The organism is Paenibacillus sp. YAE3 (genome assembly GCF_057546105.1).
In genome coordinates this window covers 1-17847 of sequence record NZ_BAAIYF010000021.1, presented here as the reverse complement: position 1 = coordinate 17847, position 17847 = coordinate 1, and the positions used below count along the sequence as shown (strand labels likewise).

Here is a 17847-nt window from a genome sequence, read left to right as displayed (position 1 = left end):
AACGATGAAGTTACATGAACTTACTTCAGCTGCGGGTTCCCGTAAAGACCGCAAGCGTGTAGGTCGCGGTACAAGTAGCGGTACGGGCAAAACATCCGGTCGCGGTCATAAAGGTCAAAACGCTCGTTCCGGCGGCGGTGTACGTCCTGGATTCGAGGGTGGCCAAAACCCGCTGTATCGTCGTTTGCCAAAACGTGGTTTTGTAAATCCTACCCGGAAAGAGTATGCGATTGTTAACATCGAGGAACTGAACAGCTTTGCAGAGGGCACAGAAGTTACTCCTGAAATTTTGGTGGAGAGCGGCGTAGTGAAAAACACGAAAAGCGGCATCAAAATTCTTGGCAACGGTGAAGTGACCGTGAAATTGACTGTAAAAGCAAATAAGTTCTCTCAATCTGCGGTAGAGAAGATCGAGGCTGCCGGCGGTAAAACCGAGGTGATCTAATGTTTAAGACCCTGAAGAATATATGGCGGGTTGAGGACCTTCGAAAAAGAATTTTGTTTACCTTGTTCGTGCTGATCATTTACCGTATTGGCTCATTCGTTCCTGTTCCTGGCGTCAATAAAGATGTCCTGGAACAGACGAATCAACAAGGTTCAGAATTGTTTGGTCTCTTAAACACGTTCTCAGGGGGCGCGCTCCATCAGTTCTCTATTTTTGCCCTCGGGATCGTGCCGTATATTACCGCGTCCATTATCGTGCAATTGCTTTCGATGGACGTTATTCCGAAGCTGGCCGAGTGGGCAAAACAAGGCGAGCACGGGAAAAAGAAATCGGCGCAATTGACTCGTTATGGTACGATCGTGTTGGGTCTCATCCAGGCATTTGCGATGTCCGTCGGTTTTAACCGTTTGTACGGTACGCAGATGATTCCCAACGCCACGTTCGCGGATTACTTGGTGATTGCGATCGTATTGACCGCAGGTACCGCGTTCTTGATGTGGCTCGGCGAGCAGATTACGGAAAAGGGAATCGGCAACGGTATTTCCATCTTGATCTTCTCCGGGATTATCGCCAACATTCCGACATATATCCGTACAACGGCTCAGTCCAGTTTCATTCAAGAAGGTCAGGCTTTTATGAATACGCTGAAATCTTTGATCGTCCTGATTGTTATTGTGGCGGTTATTGTGGGTGTCATCTACATCCAACAGGCGATTCGTAAAATTCCTGTCCAATATGCCAAACGCGTGGTTGGCAACAAGATGTACGGTGGACAGAATACGCATATTCCGCTGAAAATCAATGCGGCAGGCGTCATTCCGGTCATCTTCGCCGTATCCCTGCTGCAGTTCCCTACCATTATCGCGGGATTCTTTAACACGTATGCTTGGGCCCAATGGATCCAAACAAACTTGAGATATGATTACCCTCTTGGTATGGTACTGTATGTCCTGATGATTATCGGTTTCACGTTCTTCTACACCTTCGTGCAGATGAACCCGAACCAGATGGCAGACAATATGAAGAAAAACGGCGGCTATATTCCGGGCATTCGCCCTGGTAAAGCTACCGAGAAATATCTGACCCGGGTCATGTCCCGTCTAACCATGACAGGCGCCATCTTCCTGGCTGTTATTTCCTTGCTGCCGATCGGCTTGGGTACGCTGGCTGGCTTGCCTAGTTCGGTCAAAATCGGAGGCACTTCACTGCTGATCGTCGTCGGGGTTGCGCTCGATACGATGAAGACCATCGAAAGTCAGTTGATCAAACGCCACTATAAAGGTTTTATCAATAAATAGTGATAGGTTCCGGTGAAGTCGTTTTTTGCGCTTCCCGGCAACTTATTGCGTTGTTTCTTGTAAAGAGGCAAGTCGGAGGGAGAGAGAAACGTGAACATACTATTCATGGGCCCTCCTGGGGCAGGGAAAGGAACGCAGGCAGAAGTCATTGTCAATGAATTCGGCATTCCCCACATTTCCACCGGCGATGCATTTCGTCTGGCGATTAAACAGGGAACTCCCATTGGGATCAAAGCCAAAGAATACATGGATCAAGGGCTTTTGGTACCGGATGATGTCACGATCGGCATCGTGGAGGAACGTCTGCAGCAGTCCGATTGCGAAAAAGGTTTTTTATTGGATGGTTTTCCAAGAACTCTTTCGCAAGCGGAAGCGCTGGATGATATCCTTAGCAGACTGAACACCAAGCTGGATCATGTCATCAACCTGAAAGTGGACCGCGACAAACTGCTCGCCCGCTTGACGGGGCGGCGGATTTGCAAAAGCTGCGGCGCTACGTACCATGTGATCTTCAACCCGCCTAAACAGGAAGGTGTTTGTGATAAATGCGGAGGCGAGCTGTATCAGCGCTCGGATGACAACGAAGAGAGCGTCGGTACCCGTCTGGACGAATATATCAACAAAACAGCACCACTCCTTGCATTTTATGAGAACAAAGGTCTTTTGCGTCAGATCGATGGTGATCAACAAATCGATGCGGTATCGAAAGAGATCGTGTCGGTGCTGCGAGGTTAGTCGTAATGATCATTTGTAAGTCCGAAACGGAACTCGGCTTTATGCGGGAAGCAGGGCGAATTGTGGCGGAAACGCACCGTCTTATGGCAAAGCATATCGAACCGGGCATCACGACCGGGGAACTGGACGCTATCGCTGACCACTACATTCGCAGTCAAAAAGCACTGCCGTCTTTTAAGGGCTACAATGGTTTTCCTGCCAGCATTTGCGCTTCAGTCAATGATCAATTGGTACACGGATTTCCCGGCAAACGCAAATTAAACGAAGGCGACATTGTTACGCTAGACATCGGTGCGCAGTACCGTGGTTACCATGGAGACTCCGCTTGGACCTATCCTGTAGGCAAGATCTCGGAAGAAGCCCAGCGATTGCTGGACGTTACCGAAGCATCCTTGTATGCAGGCTTGGAGCTTGTCAAACCAGATGTGCGCCTGTTCACGATCTCACATGCCATCCAGCGCGTCATCGAAGACGCCGGCTTCTCGGTTGTTCGCGAGTATGTCGGACACGGAGTTGGGGCAGAACTGCATGAAGAACCGCAAATTCCGAACTTTGGCGTTCCGGATCGGGGCCCTCGGCTCAAACCCGGCATGGTGCTGGCGATTGAACCGATGGTGAATGCCGGATCCCGTTATGTCAAAACGCTTGAAGACAACTGGACGGTCGTTACGGTCGACGGTTCCTTGTGTGCCCATTTTGAGCATACGGTTGCCGTTACAGCCGAAGGCCATGAAATTCTCACAAAACTCGATATGTAGGTGATTGTTCTTGAGTAATCCAGGCAGCCTGCAAATCGGCCAGATTGTGAAGATCCTGAAAGGCAAAGACGCCGGACAGGTGGCCGTGGTCGTATCCATTGAGGACAGCAGGTTCGTGTATATAGCGGACGGGAACAAACGAAAGTTTGACCAGAAAAAGAAGAAAAACCTTCTCCATCTGGAGCCCCAGTCCTTCATAAGCAGCGAGGTCGCAAACAGTTTAAATGAAAGCGGTCGGGTCACGAACGGAAAACTGCGTTATGCAGTCATGAAGTTTATGAAGTCCACCGAAACCCATGCTGAAGAGAAAGGAGACTAACTGTGGCTAAAGAGGATGTAATTGAAGTGGAAGGCACGGTCATCGAACCGCTGCCGAATGCAACGTTCAAAGTCGAGCTTGAGAACGGTCATCAAATTCTTGCCCATGTTTCCGGTAAGCTGCGGATGCACTTTATCCGTATTCTGACAGGCGACAAAGTGGTCGTGCAGTTATCGCCTTATGATTTAACCAAAGGCCGTATAACGTACCGTAAGTAAATTTTACCGTTTCTTTCAATAGGACGCCCGGGATGTTATGATCCTATAGGGCACTTGAAAATATTCGATCGAGGGTTTACATTTGTAAAGTCCGGTTGATCCTTAAATATGAATTTGCTTCCTTCATGATGGGAGTAAATTCTCTGAAGAAGGTTTTGCGTAAAAGCAAGACTTTAGTCAATCCTTACGAAGCGAGTTTTGTTTTTTGCAAAACTTGAGGGAGGTAATTAACATGAAGGTAAGACCTTCTGTAAAGCCTATTTGCGAAAAATGCAAAGTCATTCGCCGCAAAGGGACTGTAATGGTTATCTGTGAAAATCCGAAGCACAAACAAAAACAAGGTTAATAGAAGGGGGTGTAGCGTAAAATGGCTCGTATAGCTGGTGTGGATTTGCCACGTGACAAACGCGTTGAGATCGCCTTGACTTATATTTTCGGAATCGGTAAAACGACTTCCCAGAAAATTCTGAGCACTACAGGCATCAATCCGGACACTCGTGTTCGTGATTTGACGGAAGATGAAGTCAGCAAACTGCGTGAAACGATCGACAAAACGGTTAAGGTTGAAGGTGACCTGCGTCGTGAAATTTCCTTGAATATTAAACGTCTCATTGAGATCGGCTGCTATCGTGGAGTGCGTCATCGCCGCGGTCTGCCGGTTCGTGGACAACGTACTAAAACGAATGCTCGTACACGGAAAGGCCCTCGTCGTACTGTAGCGAACAAGAAGAAATAAGAAGGGGGGATAAAAGACAATGGCTAAACCGAAAAAAGTCGTACGTACTAAACGTCGTGACCGCAAAAATATTGAATCCGGAGTGGCTCATATCCGTTCCACGTTCAATAACACTATCGTAACGATTACGGATCCTCATGGAAACGCGATTTCTTGGGCAAGCTCCGGCGGCCTTGGATTCAAAGGTTCCCGTAAGTCGACTCCGTTCGCAGCGCAAATGGCTGCCGAATCCGCGGCTAAAGCTGCGATGGAACATGGCATGAAGTCGGTAGAGGTTATGGTTAAAGGTCCAGGTGCAGGCCGTGAAGCAGCGATCCGCTCTTTGCAAGCTGCTGGTCTGGAAGTCAACCTGATCAAAGACGTAACTCCAGTTCCGCATAACGGTTGCCGCCCACCTAAGCGTCGTCGTGTCTAATTGAAGCAAACCTGTAAAATGTGGTATATTTCCGGCACAATCTGCTAATAATGGTTGTTTAGGCATACTACATGAGTACACAAGGGTAATGACAGTTTCAAATAGGAGCGACGCTTGAAGGAGGGGTACTTGCGTGATTGAAATCGAAAAGCCGAAAATTGAGACCGTAGACGTCAGTGAAGACGGTGCCTATGGCAAGTTTGTAGTAGAACCGCTTGAGCGCGGATATGGAACGACCCTGGGGAATTCCCTTCGCCGGATCCTGTTGTCCTCGCTGCCAGGCGCAGCCGTAACGTCCGTTCAAATCGATGGCGTACTGCACGAGTTCTCAACGGTTCCGGGTGTAATGGAAGACGTGACGGAAATTATTCTGAACCTGAAGGCTCTTTCCCTGAAAATTCATTCCGACGAGGAGAAAGTCCTTGAGATTGATGCTGAGGGCGAAGGAGTCGTGACGGCAGGAGATATCCGGGCGGACAGCGATGTCGAAATTCTCAACCCAGACCTGCATATTGCTACCATGGGACCAGGTTCGAGACTTCACATGCGTATTTTTGCTAACCGCGGTCGTGGCTATGTCCAAGCAGATAAGAATAAACGTGATGATCAACCGATTGGCGTCATCCCGGTCGATTCTATCTATACCCCGATTAGCCGCGTGAATTATGGCGTGGAGAATACGCGGGTTGGTCAAGTGACCAACTACGACAAATTGACGCTTGAAATCTGGACTGATGGAAGCATCCGTCCGGAAGAGGCCGTAAGCCTCGGCGCCAAAATTTTGACCGAGCATTTGATGCTGTTCGTCGGCTTGACCGATGAGGCGAAAGATGCGGAAATCATGGTCGAAAAAGAAGAAGACAAAAAAGAAAAAGTGCTTGAAATGACGATCGAAGAGCTGGATCTCTCTGTTCGTTCCTACAACTGTCTCAAGCGTGCCGGCATCAACACGGTACAAGAGCTGACCACGAAGACCGAAGAAGATATGATGAAAGTCCGCAACCTGGGCCGCAAGTCTTTGGAGGAAGTTCAAGAGAAGCTCGAAGAGCTCGGTTTGGGACTCCGTACAGAAGAATAGCATCTTAGGATTGTTAGCGAAGGAGGGGAAAACATGGCATACCAAAAGTTGGGCCGCGATTCCAGCGCACGTAAAGCTTTGTTCCGTGACCTGGTAACCGACCTGTTCTTATATGAGCGCATTCAAACAACGGAAGCGAAAGCGAAGGAAGTTCGTTCCATCGCTGAGAAGCTGATCACGAAAGCGAAGAAGGGTGACCTTCATGCTCGCCGCCAAGTGGCAGCATTCGTACGTCGTGAAACAGTTGACGGAGAGCAAGACGCTATCCAAAAACTGTTCAGCGAGTTGGCTACCCGTTACGCTGAGCGTCCAGGCGGATACACTCGTATCCTGAAGCTCGGACCTCGCCGCGGTGACTCCGCGCCTATGGTTTATCTGGAACTGGTTGACCGCGCGTAAACAGGTGAGGATGGGGAAAGGGGGGAAGGAATCGTATGATTCTGATCGAACCCTTTTTTTCACGTCCGGGGCCTGTATACGGAATAAGATTCGTCTTATCCGGATAAGAGGCCCCGTTTCGTGTTCCTTTTGAATTACCTTGGAACGGCTTCGCCGTGAATTACGGCGGAGCCGTTTTATGTTTGCGGCATGAAGCGCGTCATCGAAGCAGGAAGCAAGAGGTCAGGAGGATTTGGGGAATGCGTAACATTTGCATGAAAGTCAGTTATGACGGTACGAACTACAGCGGGTTTCAGACGCAGCCGGACGGAAACGCCATTCAGGATTATTTGGAGAAGGCCATTAAGCTGCTGACGGGCGAGCAGGTGAAAATCCATGCCTCGGGCCGGACGGACGCCGGCGTTCACGCGATCGGGCAGGTGTTTCATTTTCATACCGCCTCCCAAATTCCCGTGGAACGATGGTGCCTGGCGCTGAATTCGAGACTTCCCAAAGATATTTTGGTGACCGAAGCCCGGGAGGTTTCCCTGGATTTTCATTCCAGAAGAAACGCGAAGCGAAAAACGTACCGTTACACCATCAATGCCAATCAATATCCGGATCTGTTCCGCAGAAATACGGAGCTTCATCATCCCGGCAAGCTCGATGTAGAAGCGATGTCCGAAGGGCTGAAGCACTTGATCGGTACCCATGACTTTACTTCCTTTGCTTCCCGTCATTCCACCAAGCCTTCCCATATTCGCACCGTATATGATGCCCATATCGAAAGGGATCAATCCATGTGCCGCCCGGGAACCCGGGATCAGGGACTGATCCATGTCTATATCACCGGAAACGGATTTTTGCAGCATATGGTCCGCATTATCGTGGGCACGCTGCTGGAAGTGGGCAAAGGCCGTAGACGTCCTGAGGACATTGCGTCGATCCTGAAGGCCAAAGACCGGATGAAAGCAGGTCCGACGGCCGAATCGAAGGGTCTCATGTTATGGAATGTGGAGTATGAGAATTTCGATTAAAAACATTGAAAATCGGCTTGCGATTTATCTGCCTATACTGTAAAATAAAAGTTGTGTTTTCTTATGGCTCTCCCACAGCCCCCAGTAAGAAAACGACAAACCTAACATTACAAATGACTTTCTTTTGATAACAAAGATGAACGAAGATAAATGATTTTCGGACGATTACAAGGAGGAACTATTCATGCGTACCACCTATATGGCGAAGCCAAATGAAGTTGAGCGCAATTGGCACATCATCGATGCCGAAGGCAAAACGCTTGGTCGTTTGGCGAGCGAAGCAGCTGCTTTGATCCGCGGCAAACACAAGCCACAATTTACACCTCATGTTGACGGCGGCGATTTCGTTGTCATCATCAACGCTGAGAAGATCCATCTGACAGGCAAAAAACTGCAAAACAAAAAATACTACCGTCACTCCCTGCATCCAGGCGGTCTGAAAGTGACTAACGCTCAAGACCTCTTGAACAGCAAACCTGAACGTGTATTGGAATCCGCTGTTCACGGCATGCTTCCTAAAACCCGCATGGGCGAAAAAATGAAGCTGAGACTGAAAGTATATGCAGGTTCCGAACATCCACATGCAGCACAAAAACCAGAAGTTTACGAACTTCGCGGATAATTAAAAGGAGGACAAGTTTCATGGCACAAGTACAATACTATGGGACAGGTCGTCGTAAACATTCGGTAGCACGTGTTCGCCTTGTACCGGGTGAAGGACGCATCGTCATCAATAAACGCGACATCAACGAATATTTCGGTTTGGAAACCCTCAAACTGATCGTGAAGCAACCGCTGGCTCTGACTGAAACGCTCGGACAATACGACGTACTCGTTATCGCTAACGGCGGCGGCATCTCCGGTCAAGCAGGCGCAATCCGTCACGGTATCTCCCGTGCGCTGCTGAAAGCTGACCCAGAATTCCGTCCGGCTTTGAAAAAAGCGGGCTTCCTGACTCGTGACCCACGCATGAAAGAACGTAAAAAATACGGTCTCAAAGCGGCTCGTCGCGCGCCACAATTCTCGAAACGTTAATATTTCCTGGATTTCAGGATACAAGCCTCTGGCCTTTACCGGCCAGGGGTTTTTTATTTTGCCCGCTCCAGAAAAAAACTGCCTTGCGGCAGTTGGATTAAACCCCAAAAAGCGGAGTTATTCATTTTGCAAAATATGTAATGCATCATCGACAGAGCCGATTTCCCCGTACGCATGTTTTTTCATGAGCTGGGCATGGCAGGCCGGGCATTCGGCAAAAACCTCGCTGTAACCCAATCCGTCGTCATTCCGTCCGTCTTTCCACCATACGTTGATCTGTTCGTTTTCCTTGCCGCATTGGCTGCAATATAACGATTGGCCAAGCTGGTTGGAGGAAACAATCATGCTTTTTCACCTCATCGGAATTTTGAAAGGAAATAGACCGAACTGCTCGATCTATTTCCCGTTTGGATGATTATTGACGCTGAAAGCCTTGGTAGTTGTTGCCCATTCCGTATTGCTGTTGGCCAAAGCCGGTGTAGGAATGGCTGACGTTTTCCATTTGGTGAGCCATATTGGAAATTTGCTGCAGCTGTTGAATCGCAGTTTGGTGTCCTTGCAGCGCGTTTTGGATCACCTGGGCTGCATGGCGCTCACGCTGAGCGAGTTGCTCGAGCTGCATCGCGTTGCTTTCTTCTTGTCTCAACAGCTGTTGGTAAGCTTGCGAAGCCTGTTGAGTTTGCTGAATCAACTGCTGGACGAGCTGGGTAATTTGCTGCGTTTGGTTGAACTGATTCAAAGGGAATGCCTCCTTCGGTAGTCTGGTATGGTTTTGATCCCTTACGTATTGTTCCTTTGCAGGGCGGATTCTTATTCTTTTTTGGTAAGACAATGTGCCTATTGGGCGGATTCATCATATGCTGTAGCATAACTCGAACGGAGGGATTTGATTTTGCAACCTAACGCACAGCATAAACATTTGGCATGGCATGAAACGATGGAGCTGCATGAACTTACCGCTTCGCAGTCCAACACTTTGATGGGACTTAAAATGCACGTCCATGACGTGGCGGATCCGAAGCTGCGGGGGCTTTATGAGGAGACGATCCGCTCCACGGAGTCCAACCTGAAGGAGCTGCTGCAATTTTATCCGATGGCTCCCATGGAAGCGAGAAACAACAAAAGCAAGCCGCATCACGAAGACCTGACCGCCTTTTATGCCGGCCATCTGCTCGGGATAGCCAAAAACTCCGTCAAAAACTACGCGGCAGCCGTAACGGAGGCAGCTACTCCGCAGCTTAAAGATACATTCGTCAAACATCTGAACCATGCGATCAAACTGCATACGAAAGTCTTTAACTTCATGCATGAACGCGGATTTTATCCCGCATACGATTTGCATCAGCTGCTCGAAAACGATAAGAAAACCGCTAAAAAAGCGCTGGAGATGTAAGGGCCCGGCCAAGAAAAAGATCTTTCGCAGCGAAAGGTCTTTTTCTTCTTCGCAGGTTTCAGAACTTTTTTATAGGATTGACAACTAAAGATATTGCTTTATACTGGATTTAAATCATATTAAACCGCTTGGTATTCACTGATTATTATTGCAATGATTATGATACGAATTATTGGAAGGGGAGACATTCGCATGAATTTGCTTGAAAAAGAAAAGTGGATCGAGGTTCAAGCCGCCGAGCTGGAGCATGCTTCCGCCGAAGAGGTCATTCGAGTTGCCGTCGAGAAATTCCCGAATATTACGTTTGCGTGCAGTTTTGGGGCCGAGGACGTGGTTTTGGTTGATATTTTGCAAAAGGTGAGTCCGTCCACCGATATTTTTTATTTGGATACGGATTTTCACTTTAAGGAAACGTACGAAACGAGAGACCGGCTGGAATCCAAATACGGCATCCAGTTCGTGCGCGTGTCTCCCAAATTGACGCCGGAGGAGCAAGCGGCCAGCCATGGCGAGGAATTGTGGAAAAGCGACCCGAACAAGTGCTGCAACATCCGCAAAGTCGAGCCGCTCACCCGGATTCTTTCCCAATACGACGCCTGGATCACGGGGATCCGCAGAGACCAGGCTCCGACGCGAGCCAATGCCAAGAAAGTGGAATATGATCATAAGTTCGGGCTGGTCAAATTCAACCCGATAGCCGATTGGACATCCGACGATGTCTGGACATATATTCGCGAAAACCAAGTGCTGTACAATCCTCTCCATGACCGGAACTATCCGAGCATCGGTTGCGAACACTGCACCCGTCCGGTGCAGCCGGGCGAAGACCCAAGAGCCGGCCGCTGGTCCGGAACGGAAAAAACGGAATGCGGACTGCATCAATAAATTTCGAAATAGGAGGAATGAACGGCATGACTGGAATACTTCCGCATGGCGGCAAGCTGGTTAACAGGTTTGCAGAAGGAAACGAACGCGATGAGCTTCTGAAGGCTTCGCCGTTTTTGAAGCAGATCCGGGTGAACAATTGGACCATTTCCGATCTTGATTTAATTGGGAACGGGGCATTTTCTCCGCTTGAAGGATTTCTGAACGAAGAGGATTACCGTTCGGTGGTCAGCACGATGCGGCTTGCCGATGGAACGGTATGGAGCATACCGGTGACGTTATCCGTCGATGAAACGACGGCCCAAGGGCTTAGCCTGGGGGATCGAGTGGCGTTGACCGGAGCCGAGGACGGCGTCGTGTATGCCGTTTTGACCGTGGAAAGCGTGTACGAAGCCGATCAGGAGGAAGAAGCGCTGAAGGTGTTCAAAACGAGCGATCTGGAGCATCCCGGCGTGAAAAAGCTGTTCGAGCGTTCCCCGATCTATGTCGGCGGGAGCGTCAAGGTCCTTAACCGCCCGCAGCCTGCAAAGTTCCGCGAATTTTATTTCGACCCGGCGCAAACCCGGGAGCTGTTCCGGGAAAAGGGCTGGAAAACGGTTGTCGGCTTCCAAACCCGCAATCCCGTACACCGGGCCCACGAGTACATTCAGAAGACGGCGCTAGAGATCGTTGACGGCCTGTTCCTGAATCCGCTTGTCGGCGAGACGAAATCGGACGACGTTCCGGCGGACGTACGAATGAAGAGCTACCTGGTTCTTCTGGAAAACTATTATCCGCAGGACCGGACGTTTTTGGGCGTATTTCCTGCCGCCATGCGTTATGCGGGTCCTAGAGAGGCTATTTTCCATGCGATGGTCCGCAAAAATTACGGCTGCACCCATTTCATCGTCGGACGCGACCATGCCGGGGTAGGCGACTATTACGGCACTTATGAAGCGCAGGAGATATTCTCGAACTTTACGCCTGAAGAGCTCGGCATTACGCCGCTGTTTTTCGAGCATAGCTTCTTCTGCAAAACATGCGGCAACATGGCGTCCAGCAAAACCTGCCCGCATCCGAAGGAAGATCACCTGACCCTGTCCGGCACCAAGGTACGCGGATTGCTCCGCGACGGGCAGTGTCCGCCGCCGGAATTCACCCGTCCGGAAGTCGCTGAAGTGCTGATCGCAGGCATGCGCGCGCAAGTTACGCCTTAAAGGTACTATTTGTCCACCTTCGCCCATATAGATGAGTAGAGTCGATATGGGAACGGAGGTGGATTTTTGATGTCCAAGCCTGGCAAGCAGGTGCTGTGGATCCGGCTGAGCTCCATCAAGAAGCTTTTCATCGGCATATGTCTGGCGATCGTTTTTGTCACCGTAGCCACGCTGAATATTCCCGCGGTTAAAACGACGGGGCAATGGGGCCTTCCGTTATCGGGAAAGGTCATCGTGCTCGATGCGGGCCACGGCGGCCCCGACGGCGGAGCCGTAAGCAAGCAGGGCCTGATCGAAAAGGATGTGAATCTGGCGATCGCCTTGTATTTGCGCGATTATTTGCAGCAGGCGGGGGCTGTCGTGTACATGACGCGGGAAGGCGACTACGATTTGGCAGGGAAGGATACGAAAGGATACTCCAAACGTAAAACGGAGGATTTGAAGCAGCGCGCCAAGATGATCGAAAACTCCAACGCCGACCTGTTTCTGAGCATCCATTTGAACAGCTTCCCCGGCAGATGGAGCGGAGCCCAAACCTTTTATTATCCCAATCATCCCGACAATAAGACGCTGGCCGTGTTCATCCAGGAGGAAATCAAGCGCAACCTGGAAAATACCGACCGCGTCGCCAAAACCGTAAACCACGTGTACCTTCTTAAAGCCGTGAAAATGCCCGCGGCATTGGTCGAAGTCGGCTTTTTGTCCCATCCGGAGGAGTCTCAGCTCTTAAGGGACGAAGGATACCAGCGGAAGGTCGCGGCTGCGGTGTATAAAGGGATGCTGCGGTATTTATCGGGGGAAAAGGCGAATTTGTCGCCAGAAATGTAAGCGTTGATGGTATAATGGCTTCTGGGGCGCATTCGCCTCGTGCGGATGCACAATATACAAAGCAGAGGTGCTGCCATCATGTTGTCACGTGAGCAAGTACAAGAGGTGCTACAGCCCGTAAGCGAGCCTGTTACCGGTAGAAGCCTTATGGAGCTGCAAATGATAAGAGATATCGTCGTGAAAGACGCCAGGGTGTCGCTATCCGTGATTACGCTGGACGATTATGGACAAGCGCTGGAAAAAGAAATCCGCGAGCGTCTGCAAGCTGCCGGAGCGGGAGATGTGCACGTCCGCATCCGTCCGGCCAACGAGCATGAGCGCGGCAAGATTTTGGGCGACCACGAACGAAAAACGGATAAAGACAAGCTGGTGAAGGGGCATGCGGCCGGCCTCGAAAGAAACGAGCTGCTGAACGATCCGGACGTGCATTTTATCGCGGTGGCGAGCGGTAAAGGGGGAGTCGGCAAATCCACGGTAACCGTCAACCTTGCTGCGGCGCTGGCCCGCCAAGGCAAGCGGGTCGGTTTGATCGATGCCGATATTTACGGCTTCAGCGTTCCGGACATGATGGGAATCGAGGAAGGCCCCGTCGTCGAGAATGAATTGATCATTCCCGTCGAACGGTTTGGCGTCAAGGTGATGTCGATGGGCTTTTTCATCCGCGAAAACAGTCCGGTCGTATGGCGGGGCCCGATGCTCGGCAAAATGCTCCATCAATTTTTCGGCGACGTCAACTGGGGCAAGCTGGATTACCTGCTGCTCGATTTGCCGCCGGGAACCGGGGACATTGCGCTGGACGTTCACCAAATGCTTCCGCAAAGCAAGGAAATCATCGTAACGACCCCGCATGCGACGGCCGCTTTTGTCGCAGCCCGTGCAGGGGCCATGGCCATTCAGACGAATCATGAAATACTGGGCGTCGTGGAAAACATGGCATACTACGAATGCTCCCATTGCGGAGAAAAGGATTTCGTGTTCGGCCGGGGCGGCGGGGGACAGCTGGCGGAAACGCTTCACACCGAACTTTTGGCCCAGCTTCCGCTCGGAGCGCCGGACAACCATATTTCAGAGCCGGATTTTTCGCCATCGGTATATAAATCCGAATCCGCGAGCGGACGAATTTACAATGAGCTGGCGGCGAGCATTATCGCCAAATGCGAAAAATAGACCGTTTGGTTCAAAGAAAAAAAGCCCCGTCGCGAGGGCTTTTTTTCTTGTGTCATTCGATTTTTAGGAAGCGTTGCCGCCACCGCCTTCTTCGCCTTCTCCGCCGCCACCGCCTTCTTTTTCTTTATCGCCTTTTTCCCCGCCTTCCTTCTGTTTGCCGCCTTCTCCGCCTTGGCCGCCTTCCTTTTCGACCTTCGGCTGAAGTTCCTGGGTCACCACGTTTCGCAGGAGCGACATCACTTCCATTTTGAACATCGGATTTTGCATCGCTTCCTGCATGACCGTCATCGATTGCTTGCGGTATTCCGGCGTTTTGGTCAAATCGAGGAACATCTTCATGACCTCGGGCGACTTCATGATATCGGAAATCGCCTTTTGATACGTCGGATCCTTGATCAGCTGCATGTGCAGCTGCTTGTTTTGGGTGCTGATCGCCTTGGCAAAGTCGCCGGCGAACTGCGGATCGGTCATGATTTTTTCGAATTCCTTTTTATATTCCGGCGAGGTGATGGTATCCTTGACCGCCGTTCGGATCTGATCGGTAGCCTGCATCGTCATCATTTGCATGCCGGGGCCGCCGCTGCCGCCCGAAGAGCCTCCGCCGCCCTGTTTCAGGGCATCTTCGACGGCTTTTTTGCCTTCGTCGCTCTTCAGGATGTCGACCACCATCGTCTTCATTTCTTTATAATCGCCTTGAGGCGGTGCATAGCTCGGTTCGGATCCGCAGCCTGAGAGTACGGTGGTAAGTCCGAATATGATTCCCCAAATGCCTAAAACAGGCCACTTCATGAGCGTCACTCCTTTTGCTTATCATCCTGCATGTAGTATGCCGAAGTGGATTTCGAAATATGTCGTTTCCGGGCATGGTTTTTTAATGTGAACGTTGGTAAAATAAAGTCTTGGGGGTGCAGGCGATTTGAACTTGAAAAATTGGTCCAAGTTATTTTTGCAAACATTGCTGGTGGGAGCCGCCGTCTCCATCATCACCGGTTTTCTGCTGCCGTTCAGCAGGGAATCCATTTCCTTCAAGGATGTAAGCGATGTATTGTTTTACGTGCTTATTCTTTTCGGTTTTGGAGCACTTACGAGCGTTTACTCGCAGCTTGGTTTTTTTGCTTATATGATCCTGAATTATACGGCTATCGGTGTATTCCCAAAAAAGGCTTGGCAATACATACAGCTTGTTTTAGCAATATTGGCGCTGCTGGAAGTGATGTTCTTCCGTTCCTTCGTCGGCAAGGAAAACAGCCAAATGGCGGATTTGCTCCTGGGACTGGCGATTTTGGTCGTGGCTGTTGCCGTCGCCTATTTTAAAGCGAAAGCCACCAACGTTACCGCATGGGTGCCGACCCTCTTTTTCATGATCGCCGTGACCATCGTCGAAATGGTGGGCGGTCTGAAAATCAATGAGAACAATGCCACGATCTTTATTGTGGTACCACTCCTCGCGTGCAATGCATACCAGATTTTAATACTGCATAAAGTGCTGAAACCAAAAAAGAGCTAAGAAACTTAGCTCTTTTTTCTTTAAAATTTTCGTATGCTTACATGCCTGCCGCATCTTCAAGGGCTTGCTGCAGCGTCGCCTGATCCTGCACTTCCTTTCCTTTGGTATCGGCTTGCGACAATAAATCCGAGACCGTGACGAATTCATAACCTTGTTTCCGCAGTTCGTCGATAATGATCGGGAGCGCCTGATGGGTTTGTTTGACCGAATCGCTTGCATGGAGGAGAACGATATCGCCCGGATGGGCGCTGCTTACGACGCGGTTCACGATATTGTCGACCCCGATGTTTTTCCAATCCTGCGAGTCGGTATCCCATTGGATGACCTTGTAATTCATGCTGTCGGCGATTTTAAGCACGCGTTTATCGAAGTCGCCGTTCGGCAGGCGGAGCAGGGTAGGTTCCTTACCCGTCAGATCGGTTAATATAGAGTTAGCCGTCATGAGCTGGGTTTTGATCTCCTCGTCGCTTAAGCTGCTGTAGTTGACGTGCTTATGGCCATGGCTTCCGATCTCGAAGCCCGCGGTTTTGATTTTATTGACGATATCCGGATGGCTTTTGCTCCAAGGGGAAGAGAGGAAGAAGGTGGCTTTGGTTACGCCTTTTTCTTTCAGAATGTTCAGGATAGGCTCGGTGCGCTTTTCTCCCCAGCTGATATCAAAGGTCAGGGCGATCACTTTCTTTTCGGTAGGAACGCTGTAAATGGCGGCTGGAGCCCCTTCGGAGAATACCGTGACATTGTCTGACTCTACATAAATGATGCCGATCGCAAACAGTGCCGCGGCGAGCACGAAGAAGGTGCGTTTGATTTTGCGGCCGTTCAGCACATAAAAAAATGAATTCATTTGCGTTTGTCGCTCCTTTCCCACAATGGAAATGCTTGTTTACTTTACATAGTATGCTCGTACCAGCGAGTTATACCAGGAGGAGGTCAACTATGCTTCGCCCTTCGGTTTTTCTGAAAGATTTGGGTTCGATCCGCAAAACCCTGCTGTTCGTCACGGTCCTGTTCGTTTTGGGCATCGTCGCAGGATGGTACAGCACCGGCGTATTGGCGCAGTTCATCGATCAGCAGATGGGAGGAATCCGCGATATCGGGGAAAGCCTGAGCAGGTCGTCCAACCCGAAGTGGAATTTTTTCGTGTTCATCTTTTTCAATAACAGCATCAAGGCCGTATTGATGATCTTTTTGGGGTTGTTTTTGGGCATCCTTCCGATTTTGTTTTTGCTTGTGAACGGCATGGTTGTCGGGTTCCTGGTTCATACCTCTATGGAACAGGGAAACAGCTTGTTCGATCTGGTCGTGAAAGGTCTGCTGCCTCATGGGATCATTGAAATTCCAGCGATTATCATCGCCTGCGCTTTTGGGGTTCGGATGGGGATGCTTGTCATTGCGAGCCTTGGCGGGAGCGGGAAGGAAGGATTAAAGGGGAAATGGAAGGAGGGTTTCCGGCAGGCATGGACGGCATCGGTATGGATCGTCATTTTATTGTTTGTGGCCGCCATTATCGAAAGCACGATTACTTACACGCTGATGAAGGGGTAAATAGGCATAGCGCCTATTTGCCTTTTTTCGGCATACCGCATTCATAAATTTCCCAAAAACTGTGCATAACATTAAGGCGGCATATCGAGCCACATTTTAGAATGTTGCAAATTCCGATAATTTCAGAAAATATGCTCTAGTCGACAAGGAGGCCAAGCAACCATGCTGGGTATGCTTTTTAACGATAAGGAATGCAAAGAACTGGATTATGTACTGCGTAAAGAGCTGGATGAAATGCTGTTTGACTTAAGCGACCATAGATTGGACCTGGAAGTGAGAAACGCGATCGCGAGCCGGTATCGCACGGTGTTCCGCATGTATGCCAGATTCGCGCCCCCGAAGGAACTTTCCAAATATGCGCGTAACAGCAAGCTGTCTCAATTCAAACAATAAATGCGAAAAAAGTGCTTGACGGTCAACGGGGATCTATGATAAATTTATTTTCGCTTCGGTTTTTAGTCAAATAAAACGGAAAGCTGCGAGATGTTGACGAATTTAAAACTTCGAAAAAAAGTTTTAAAAAAAGTCTTGCAAAACATCGAGCATGTATGATATATTATAAAAGTCGCCGCTGAGATGCGGTGATGAACGAAAACGAAAGAATTTGATCTTTGAAAACTGAACAACGAGTGAGATACAGGCTTTGCTTGCAAAGCCGATCGCGAAGCAAGTCGGTCCAAGCCTATGGTTGGATGATTTGCGGAGCAAACATTGAGAATTAAATTCTCGTCAGATTCAAAATGAGCTACAAACTTTCATGGAGAGTTTGATCCTGGCTCAGGACGAACGCTGGCGGCGTGCCTAATACATGCAAGTCGAGCGGAGTTGATGGAGAGCTTGCTCTCCTGAGACTTAGCGGCGGACGGGTGAGTAA

Annotated in this window: 26 protein-coding genes and 1 rRNA gene; 23 read left to right on the top strand and 4 right to left on the bottom strand. The window is 49.9% G+C overall.

The features are described 5' to 3' along the window. Positions 1–4: 4 nt before the first annotated feature. The 14 genes from rplO (at position 5) to rpsI (ending at position 8452) form a co-directional block, all read left to right on the top strand. The gene (rplO, locus tag AC27KL_RS26615; protein WP_036712615.1) at positions 5–445 is read left to right on the top strand and encodes a 50S ribosomal protein L15; all 441 of its coding nucleotides are present in this window, start codon (positions 5–7) and stop codon (positions 443–445) included. Further along, complete coding sequence (secY, locus tag AC27KL_RS26610) at positions 445–1743, top strand: preprotein translocase subunit SecY (protein WP_339322471.1); 1299 nt, start codon at positions 445–447, stop codon at positions 1741–1743. Before rplO ends, secY begins: the two co-directional genes overlap by 1 nt. Positions 1744–1833: 90 nt before the next feature. Next, a complete protein-coding gene (locus AC27KL_RS26605; protein WP_339322470.1) occupies positions 1834–2478 on the top strand; it encodes an adenylate kinase in 645 nt (214 codons plus the stop codon). A 5-nt stretch (positions 2479–2483) separates the two neighbouring features. After that, a complete protein-coding gene (map, locus tag AC27KL_RS26600) occupies positions 2484–3236 on the top strand; it encodes a type I methionyl aminopeptidase (RefSeq protein ID WP_339322469.1) in 753 nt (250 codons plus the stop codon). 4 nt (positions 3237–3240) lie between these two features. Beyond that, positions 3241–3555: a KOW motif-containing protein gene (locus AC27KL_RS26595; RefSeq protein ID WP_487171687.1), complete on the top strand. Its 315-nt coding sequence runs from the start codon at positions 3241–3243 to the stop codon at positions 3553–3555. 2 nt (positions 3556–3557) lie between these two features. Further along, a complete protein-coding gene (gene infA, locus AC27KL_RS26590; protein ID WP_006212898.1) occupies positions 3558–3773 on the top strand; it encodes a translation initiation factor IF-1 in 216 nt (71 codons plus the stop codon). 232 nt (positions 3774–4005) lie between these two features. After that, entirely contained in the window at positions 4006–4119 is a 114-nt protein-coding gene (rpmJ, locus tag AC27KL_RS26585) for a 50S ribosomal protein L36 (protein WP_003322638.1), read from the top strand. 21 nt (positions 4120–4140) lie between these two features. Next, positions 4141–4509 carry a 30S ribosomal protein S13 gene (gene rpsM / locus AC27KL_RS26580; RefSeq protein WP_036712625.1) on the top strand — a complete coding sequence of 123 codons (369 nt, stop codon included), beginning with the start codon at positions 4141–4143 and terminating at the stop codon, positions 4507–4509. Positions 4510–4528: 19 nt separating this feature from the next. After that, entirely contained in the window at positions 4529–4924 is a 396-nt protein-coding gene (gene rpsK, locus AC27KL_RS26575) for a 30S ribosomal protein S11 (protein WP_127606489.1), read from the top strand. Between the two features lie 133 nt (positions 4925–5057). Then, a complete protein-coding gene (locus AC27KL_RS26570) occupies positions 5058–6002 on the top strand; it encodes a DNA-directed RNA polymerase subunit alpha (RefSeq protein WP_127606487.1) in 945 nt (314 codons plus the stop codon). A 33-nt stretch (positions 6003–6035) separates the two neighbouring features. Beyond that, a complete protein-coding gene (gene rplQ, locus AC27KL_RS26565; RefSeq protein WP_036712632.1) occupies positions 6036–6401 on the top strand; it encodes a 50S ribosomal protein L17 in 366 nt (121 codons plus the stop codon). A gap of 239 nt (positions 6402–6640) precedes the next feature. Continuing rightward, the gene (gene truA / locus AC27KL_RS26560; protein ID WP_339322467.1) at positions 6641–7417 is read left to right on the top strand and encodes a tRNA pseudouridine(38-40) synthase TruA; all 777 of its coding nucleotides are present in this window, start codon (positions 6641–6643) and stop codon (positions 7415–7417) included. A 184-nt stretch (positions 7418–7601) separates the two neighbouring features. Then, a complete protein-coding gene (rplM, locus tag AC27KL_RS26555; RefSeq protein WP_036712637.1) occupies positions 7602–8039 on the top strand; it encodes a 50S ribosomal protein L13 in 438 nt (145 codons plus the stop codon). A gap of 20 nt (positions 8040–8059) precedes the next feature. Beyond that, the gene (gene rpsI / locus AC27KL_RS26550; protein WP_036712641.1) at positions 8060–8452 is read left to right on the top strand and encodes a 30S ribosomal protein S9; all 393 of its coding nucleotides are present in this window, start codon (positions 8060–8062) and stop codon (positions 8450–8452) included. Between the two features lie 117 nt (positions 8453–8569). Here the strand turns inward: rpsI and AC27KL_RS26545 are convergent, their stop codons facing one another. Both AC27KL_RS26545 and AC27KL_RS26540 read right to left on the bottom strand, forming a co-directional pair. Next, complete coding sequence (locus AC27KL_RS26545; protein ID WP_339322466.1) at positions 8570–8797, bottom strand: hypothetical protein; 228 nt, start codon at positions 8795–8797, stop codon at positions 8570–8572. 70 nt (positions 8798–8867) lie between these two features. Then, on the bottom strand, positions 8868–9191 hold the full coding sequence (locus AC27KL_RS26540) for a hypothetical protein (RefSeq protein ID WP_339322465.1): 324 nt from the start codon (positions 9189–9191) through the stop codon (positions 8868–8870). Positions 9192–9389: 198 nt separating this feature from the next. Here AC27KL_RS26540 and AC27KL_RS26535 point away from each other — a divergent pair, with 198 nt between their 5' ends. The 5 genes from AC27KL_RS26535 (at position 9390) to AC27KL_RS26515 (ending at position 13921) form a co-directional block, all read left to right on the top strand. Further along, the gene (locus tag AC27KL_RS26535) at positions 9390–9845 is read left to right on the top strand and encodes a spore coat protein (protein ID WP_339325241.1); all 456 of its coding nucleotides are present in this window, start codon (positions 9390–9392) and stop codon (positions 9843–9845) included. A 192-nt stretch (positions 9846–10037) separates the two neighbouring features. Next, entirely contained in the window at positions 10038–10730 is a 693-nt protein-coding gene (locus AC27KL_RS26530; RefSeq protein WP_487171686.1) for a phosphoadenylyl-sulfate reductase, read from the top strand. 26 nt (positions 10731–10756) lie between these two features. Next, complete coding sequence (sat, locus tag AC27KL_RS26525; protein WP_487171685.1) at positions 10757–11926, top strand: sulfate adenylyltransferase; 1170 nt, start codon at positions 10757–10759, stop codon at positions 11924–11926. A gap of 69 nt (positions 11927–11995) precedes the next feature. Then, positions 11996–12754, top strand: a complete 759-nt coding sequence (gene cwlD, locus AC27KL_RS26520) for an N-acetylmuramoyl-L-alanine amidase CwlD (protein WP_212952118.1) — start codon at positions 11996–11998, stop codon at positions 12752–12754. A gap of 78 nt (positions 12755–12832) precedes the next feature. Then, a complete protein-coding gene (locus tag AC27KL_RS26515) occupies positions 12833–13921 on the top strand; it encodes an Mrp/NBP35 family ATP-binding protein (RefSeq protein ID WP_487171684.1) in 1089 nt (362 codons plus the stop codon). Between the two features lie 63 nt (positions 13922–13984). On the opposite strand, the gene gerD is transcribed toward AC27KL_RS26515, so the two are convergent. Continuing rightward, positions 13985–14710 carry a spore germination lipoprotein GerD gene (gene gerD, locus AC27KL_RS26510; protein WP_036712658.1) on the bottom strand — a complete coding sequence of 242 codons (726 nt, stop codon included), beginning with the start codon at positions 14708–14710 and terminating at the stop codon, positions 13985–13987. A gap of 127 nt (positions 14711–14837) precedes the next feature. On the opposite strand from gerD, the gene AC27KL_RS26505 reads away from it, so the two are divergent. Further along, positions 14838–15428, top strand: coding sequence for a KinB-signaling pathway activation protein (locus tag AC27KL_RS26505; RefSeq protein ID WP_487171683.1), 591 nt, complete (start codon positions 14838–14840; stop codon positions 15426–15428). 37 nt (positions 15429–15465) lie between these two features. Here the strand turns inward: AC27KL_RS26505 and pdaB are convergent, their stop codons facing one another. Beyond that, positions 15466–16272, bottom strand: a complete 807-nt coding sequence (gene pdaB / locus AC27KL_RS26500) for a polysaccharide deacetylase family sporulation protein PdaB (protein ID WP_487171682.1) — start codon at positions 16270–16272, stop codon at positions 15466–15468. 92 nt (positions 16273–16364) lie between these two features. On the opposite strand from pdaB, the gene AC27KL_RS26495 reads away from it, so the two are divergent. The 3 genes from AC27KL_RS26495 to AC27KL_RS26485 form a co-directional block, all read left to right on the top strand. After that, positions 16365–16973 (top strand): stage II sporulation protein M, encoded by a 609-nt coding sequence (locus tag AC27KL_RS26495; RefSeq protein WP_339322460.1) that lies wholly within the window; start codon positions 16365–16367, stop codon positions 16971–16973. Positions 16974–17135: 162 nt separating this feature from the next. After that, positions 17136–17366 carry a hypothetical protein gene (locus tag AC27KL_RS26490; protein WP_036712662.1) on the top strand — a complete coding sequence of 77 codons (231 nt, stop codon included), beginning with the start codon at positions 17136–17138 and terminating at the stop codon, positions 17364–17366. Between the two features lie 361 nt (positions 17367–17727). Next, positions 17728–17847 (top strand): 16S ribosomal RNA (locus AC27KL_RS26485); the annotation flags it as partial.

Coding starts and splice junctions, on each gene's coding strand:
- rplO (WP_036712615.1), top strand. CDS start 5: ATGAAGTTACATGAACTTACTTCAGCTGCGGGTTCCCGTAAAGACCGC.
- secY (WP_339322471.1), top strand. CDS start 445: ATGTTTAAGACCCTGAAGAATATATGGCGGGTTGAGGACCTTCGAAAA.
- map (WP_339322469.1), top strand. CDS start 2,484: ATGATCATTTGTAAGTCCGAAACGGAACTCGGCTTTATGCGGGAAGCA.
- rpmJ (WP_003322638.1), top strand. CDS start 4,006: ATGAAGGTAAGACCTTCTGTAAAGCCTATTTGCGAAAAATGCAAAGTC.
- rpsM (WP_036712625.1), top strand. CDS start 4,141: ATGGCTCGTATAGCTGGTGTGGATTTGCCACGTGACAAACGCGTTGAG.
- rpsK (WP_127606489.1), top strand. CDS start 4,529: ATGGCTAAACCGAAAAAAGTCGTACGTACTAAACGTCGTGACCGCAAA.
- rplQ (WP_036712632.1), top strand. CDS start 6,036: ATGGCATACCAAAAGTTGGGCCGCGATTCCAGCGCACGTAAAGCTTTG.
- truA (WP_339322467.1), top strand. CDS start 6,641: ATGCGTAACATTTGCATGAAAGTCAGTTATGACGGTACGAACTACAGC.
- rplM (WP_036712637.1), top strand. CDS start 7,602: ATGCGTACCACCTATATGGCGAAGCCAAATGAAGTTGAGCGCAATTGG.
- rpsI (WP_036712641.1), top strand. CDS start 8,060: ATGGCACAAGTACAATACTATGGGACAGGTCGTCGTAAACATTCGGTA.
- AC27KL_RS26545 (WP_339322466.1), bottom strand. CDS start 8,797: ATGATTGTTTCCTCCAACCAGCTTGGCCAATCGTTATATTGCAGCCAA.
- AC27KL_RS26535 (WP_339325241.1), top strand. CDS start 9,390: ATGGAGCTGCATGAACTTACCGCTTCGCAGTCCAACACTTTGATGGGA.
- AC27KL_RS26530 (WP_487171686.1), top strand. CDS start 10,038: ATGAATTTGCTTGAAAAAGAAAAGTGGATCGAGGTTCAAGCCGCCGAG.
- sat (WP_487171685.1), top strand. CDS start 10,757: ATGACTGGAATACTTCCGCATGGCGGCAAGCTGGTTAACAGGTTTGCA.
- cwlD (WP_212952118.1), top strand. CDS start 11,996: ATGTCCAAGCCTGGCAAGCAGGTGCTGTGGATCCGGCTGAGCTCCATC.
- AC27KL_RS26515 (WP_487171684.1), top strand. CDS start 12,833: ATGTTGTCACGTGAGCAAGTACAAGAGGTGCTACAGCCCGTAAGCGAG.
- gerD (WP_036712658.1), bottom strand. CDS start 14,710: ATGAAGTGGCCTGTTTTAGGCATTTGGGGAATCATATTCGGACTTACC.
- pdaB (WP_487171682.1), bottom strand. CDS start 16,272: ATGAATTCATTTTTTTATGTGCTGAACGGCCGCAAAATCAAACGCACC.
- AC27KL_RS26495 (WP_339322460.1), top strand. CDS start 16,365: ATGCTTCGCCCTTCGGTTTTTCTGAAAGATTTGGGTTCGATCCGCAAA.
- AC27KL_RS26490 (WP_036712662.1), top strand. CDS start 17,136: ATGCTGGGTATGCTTTTTAACGATAAGGAATGCAAAGAACTGGATTAT.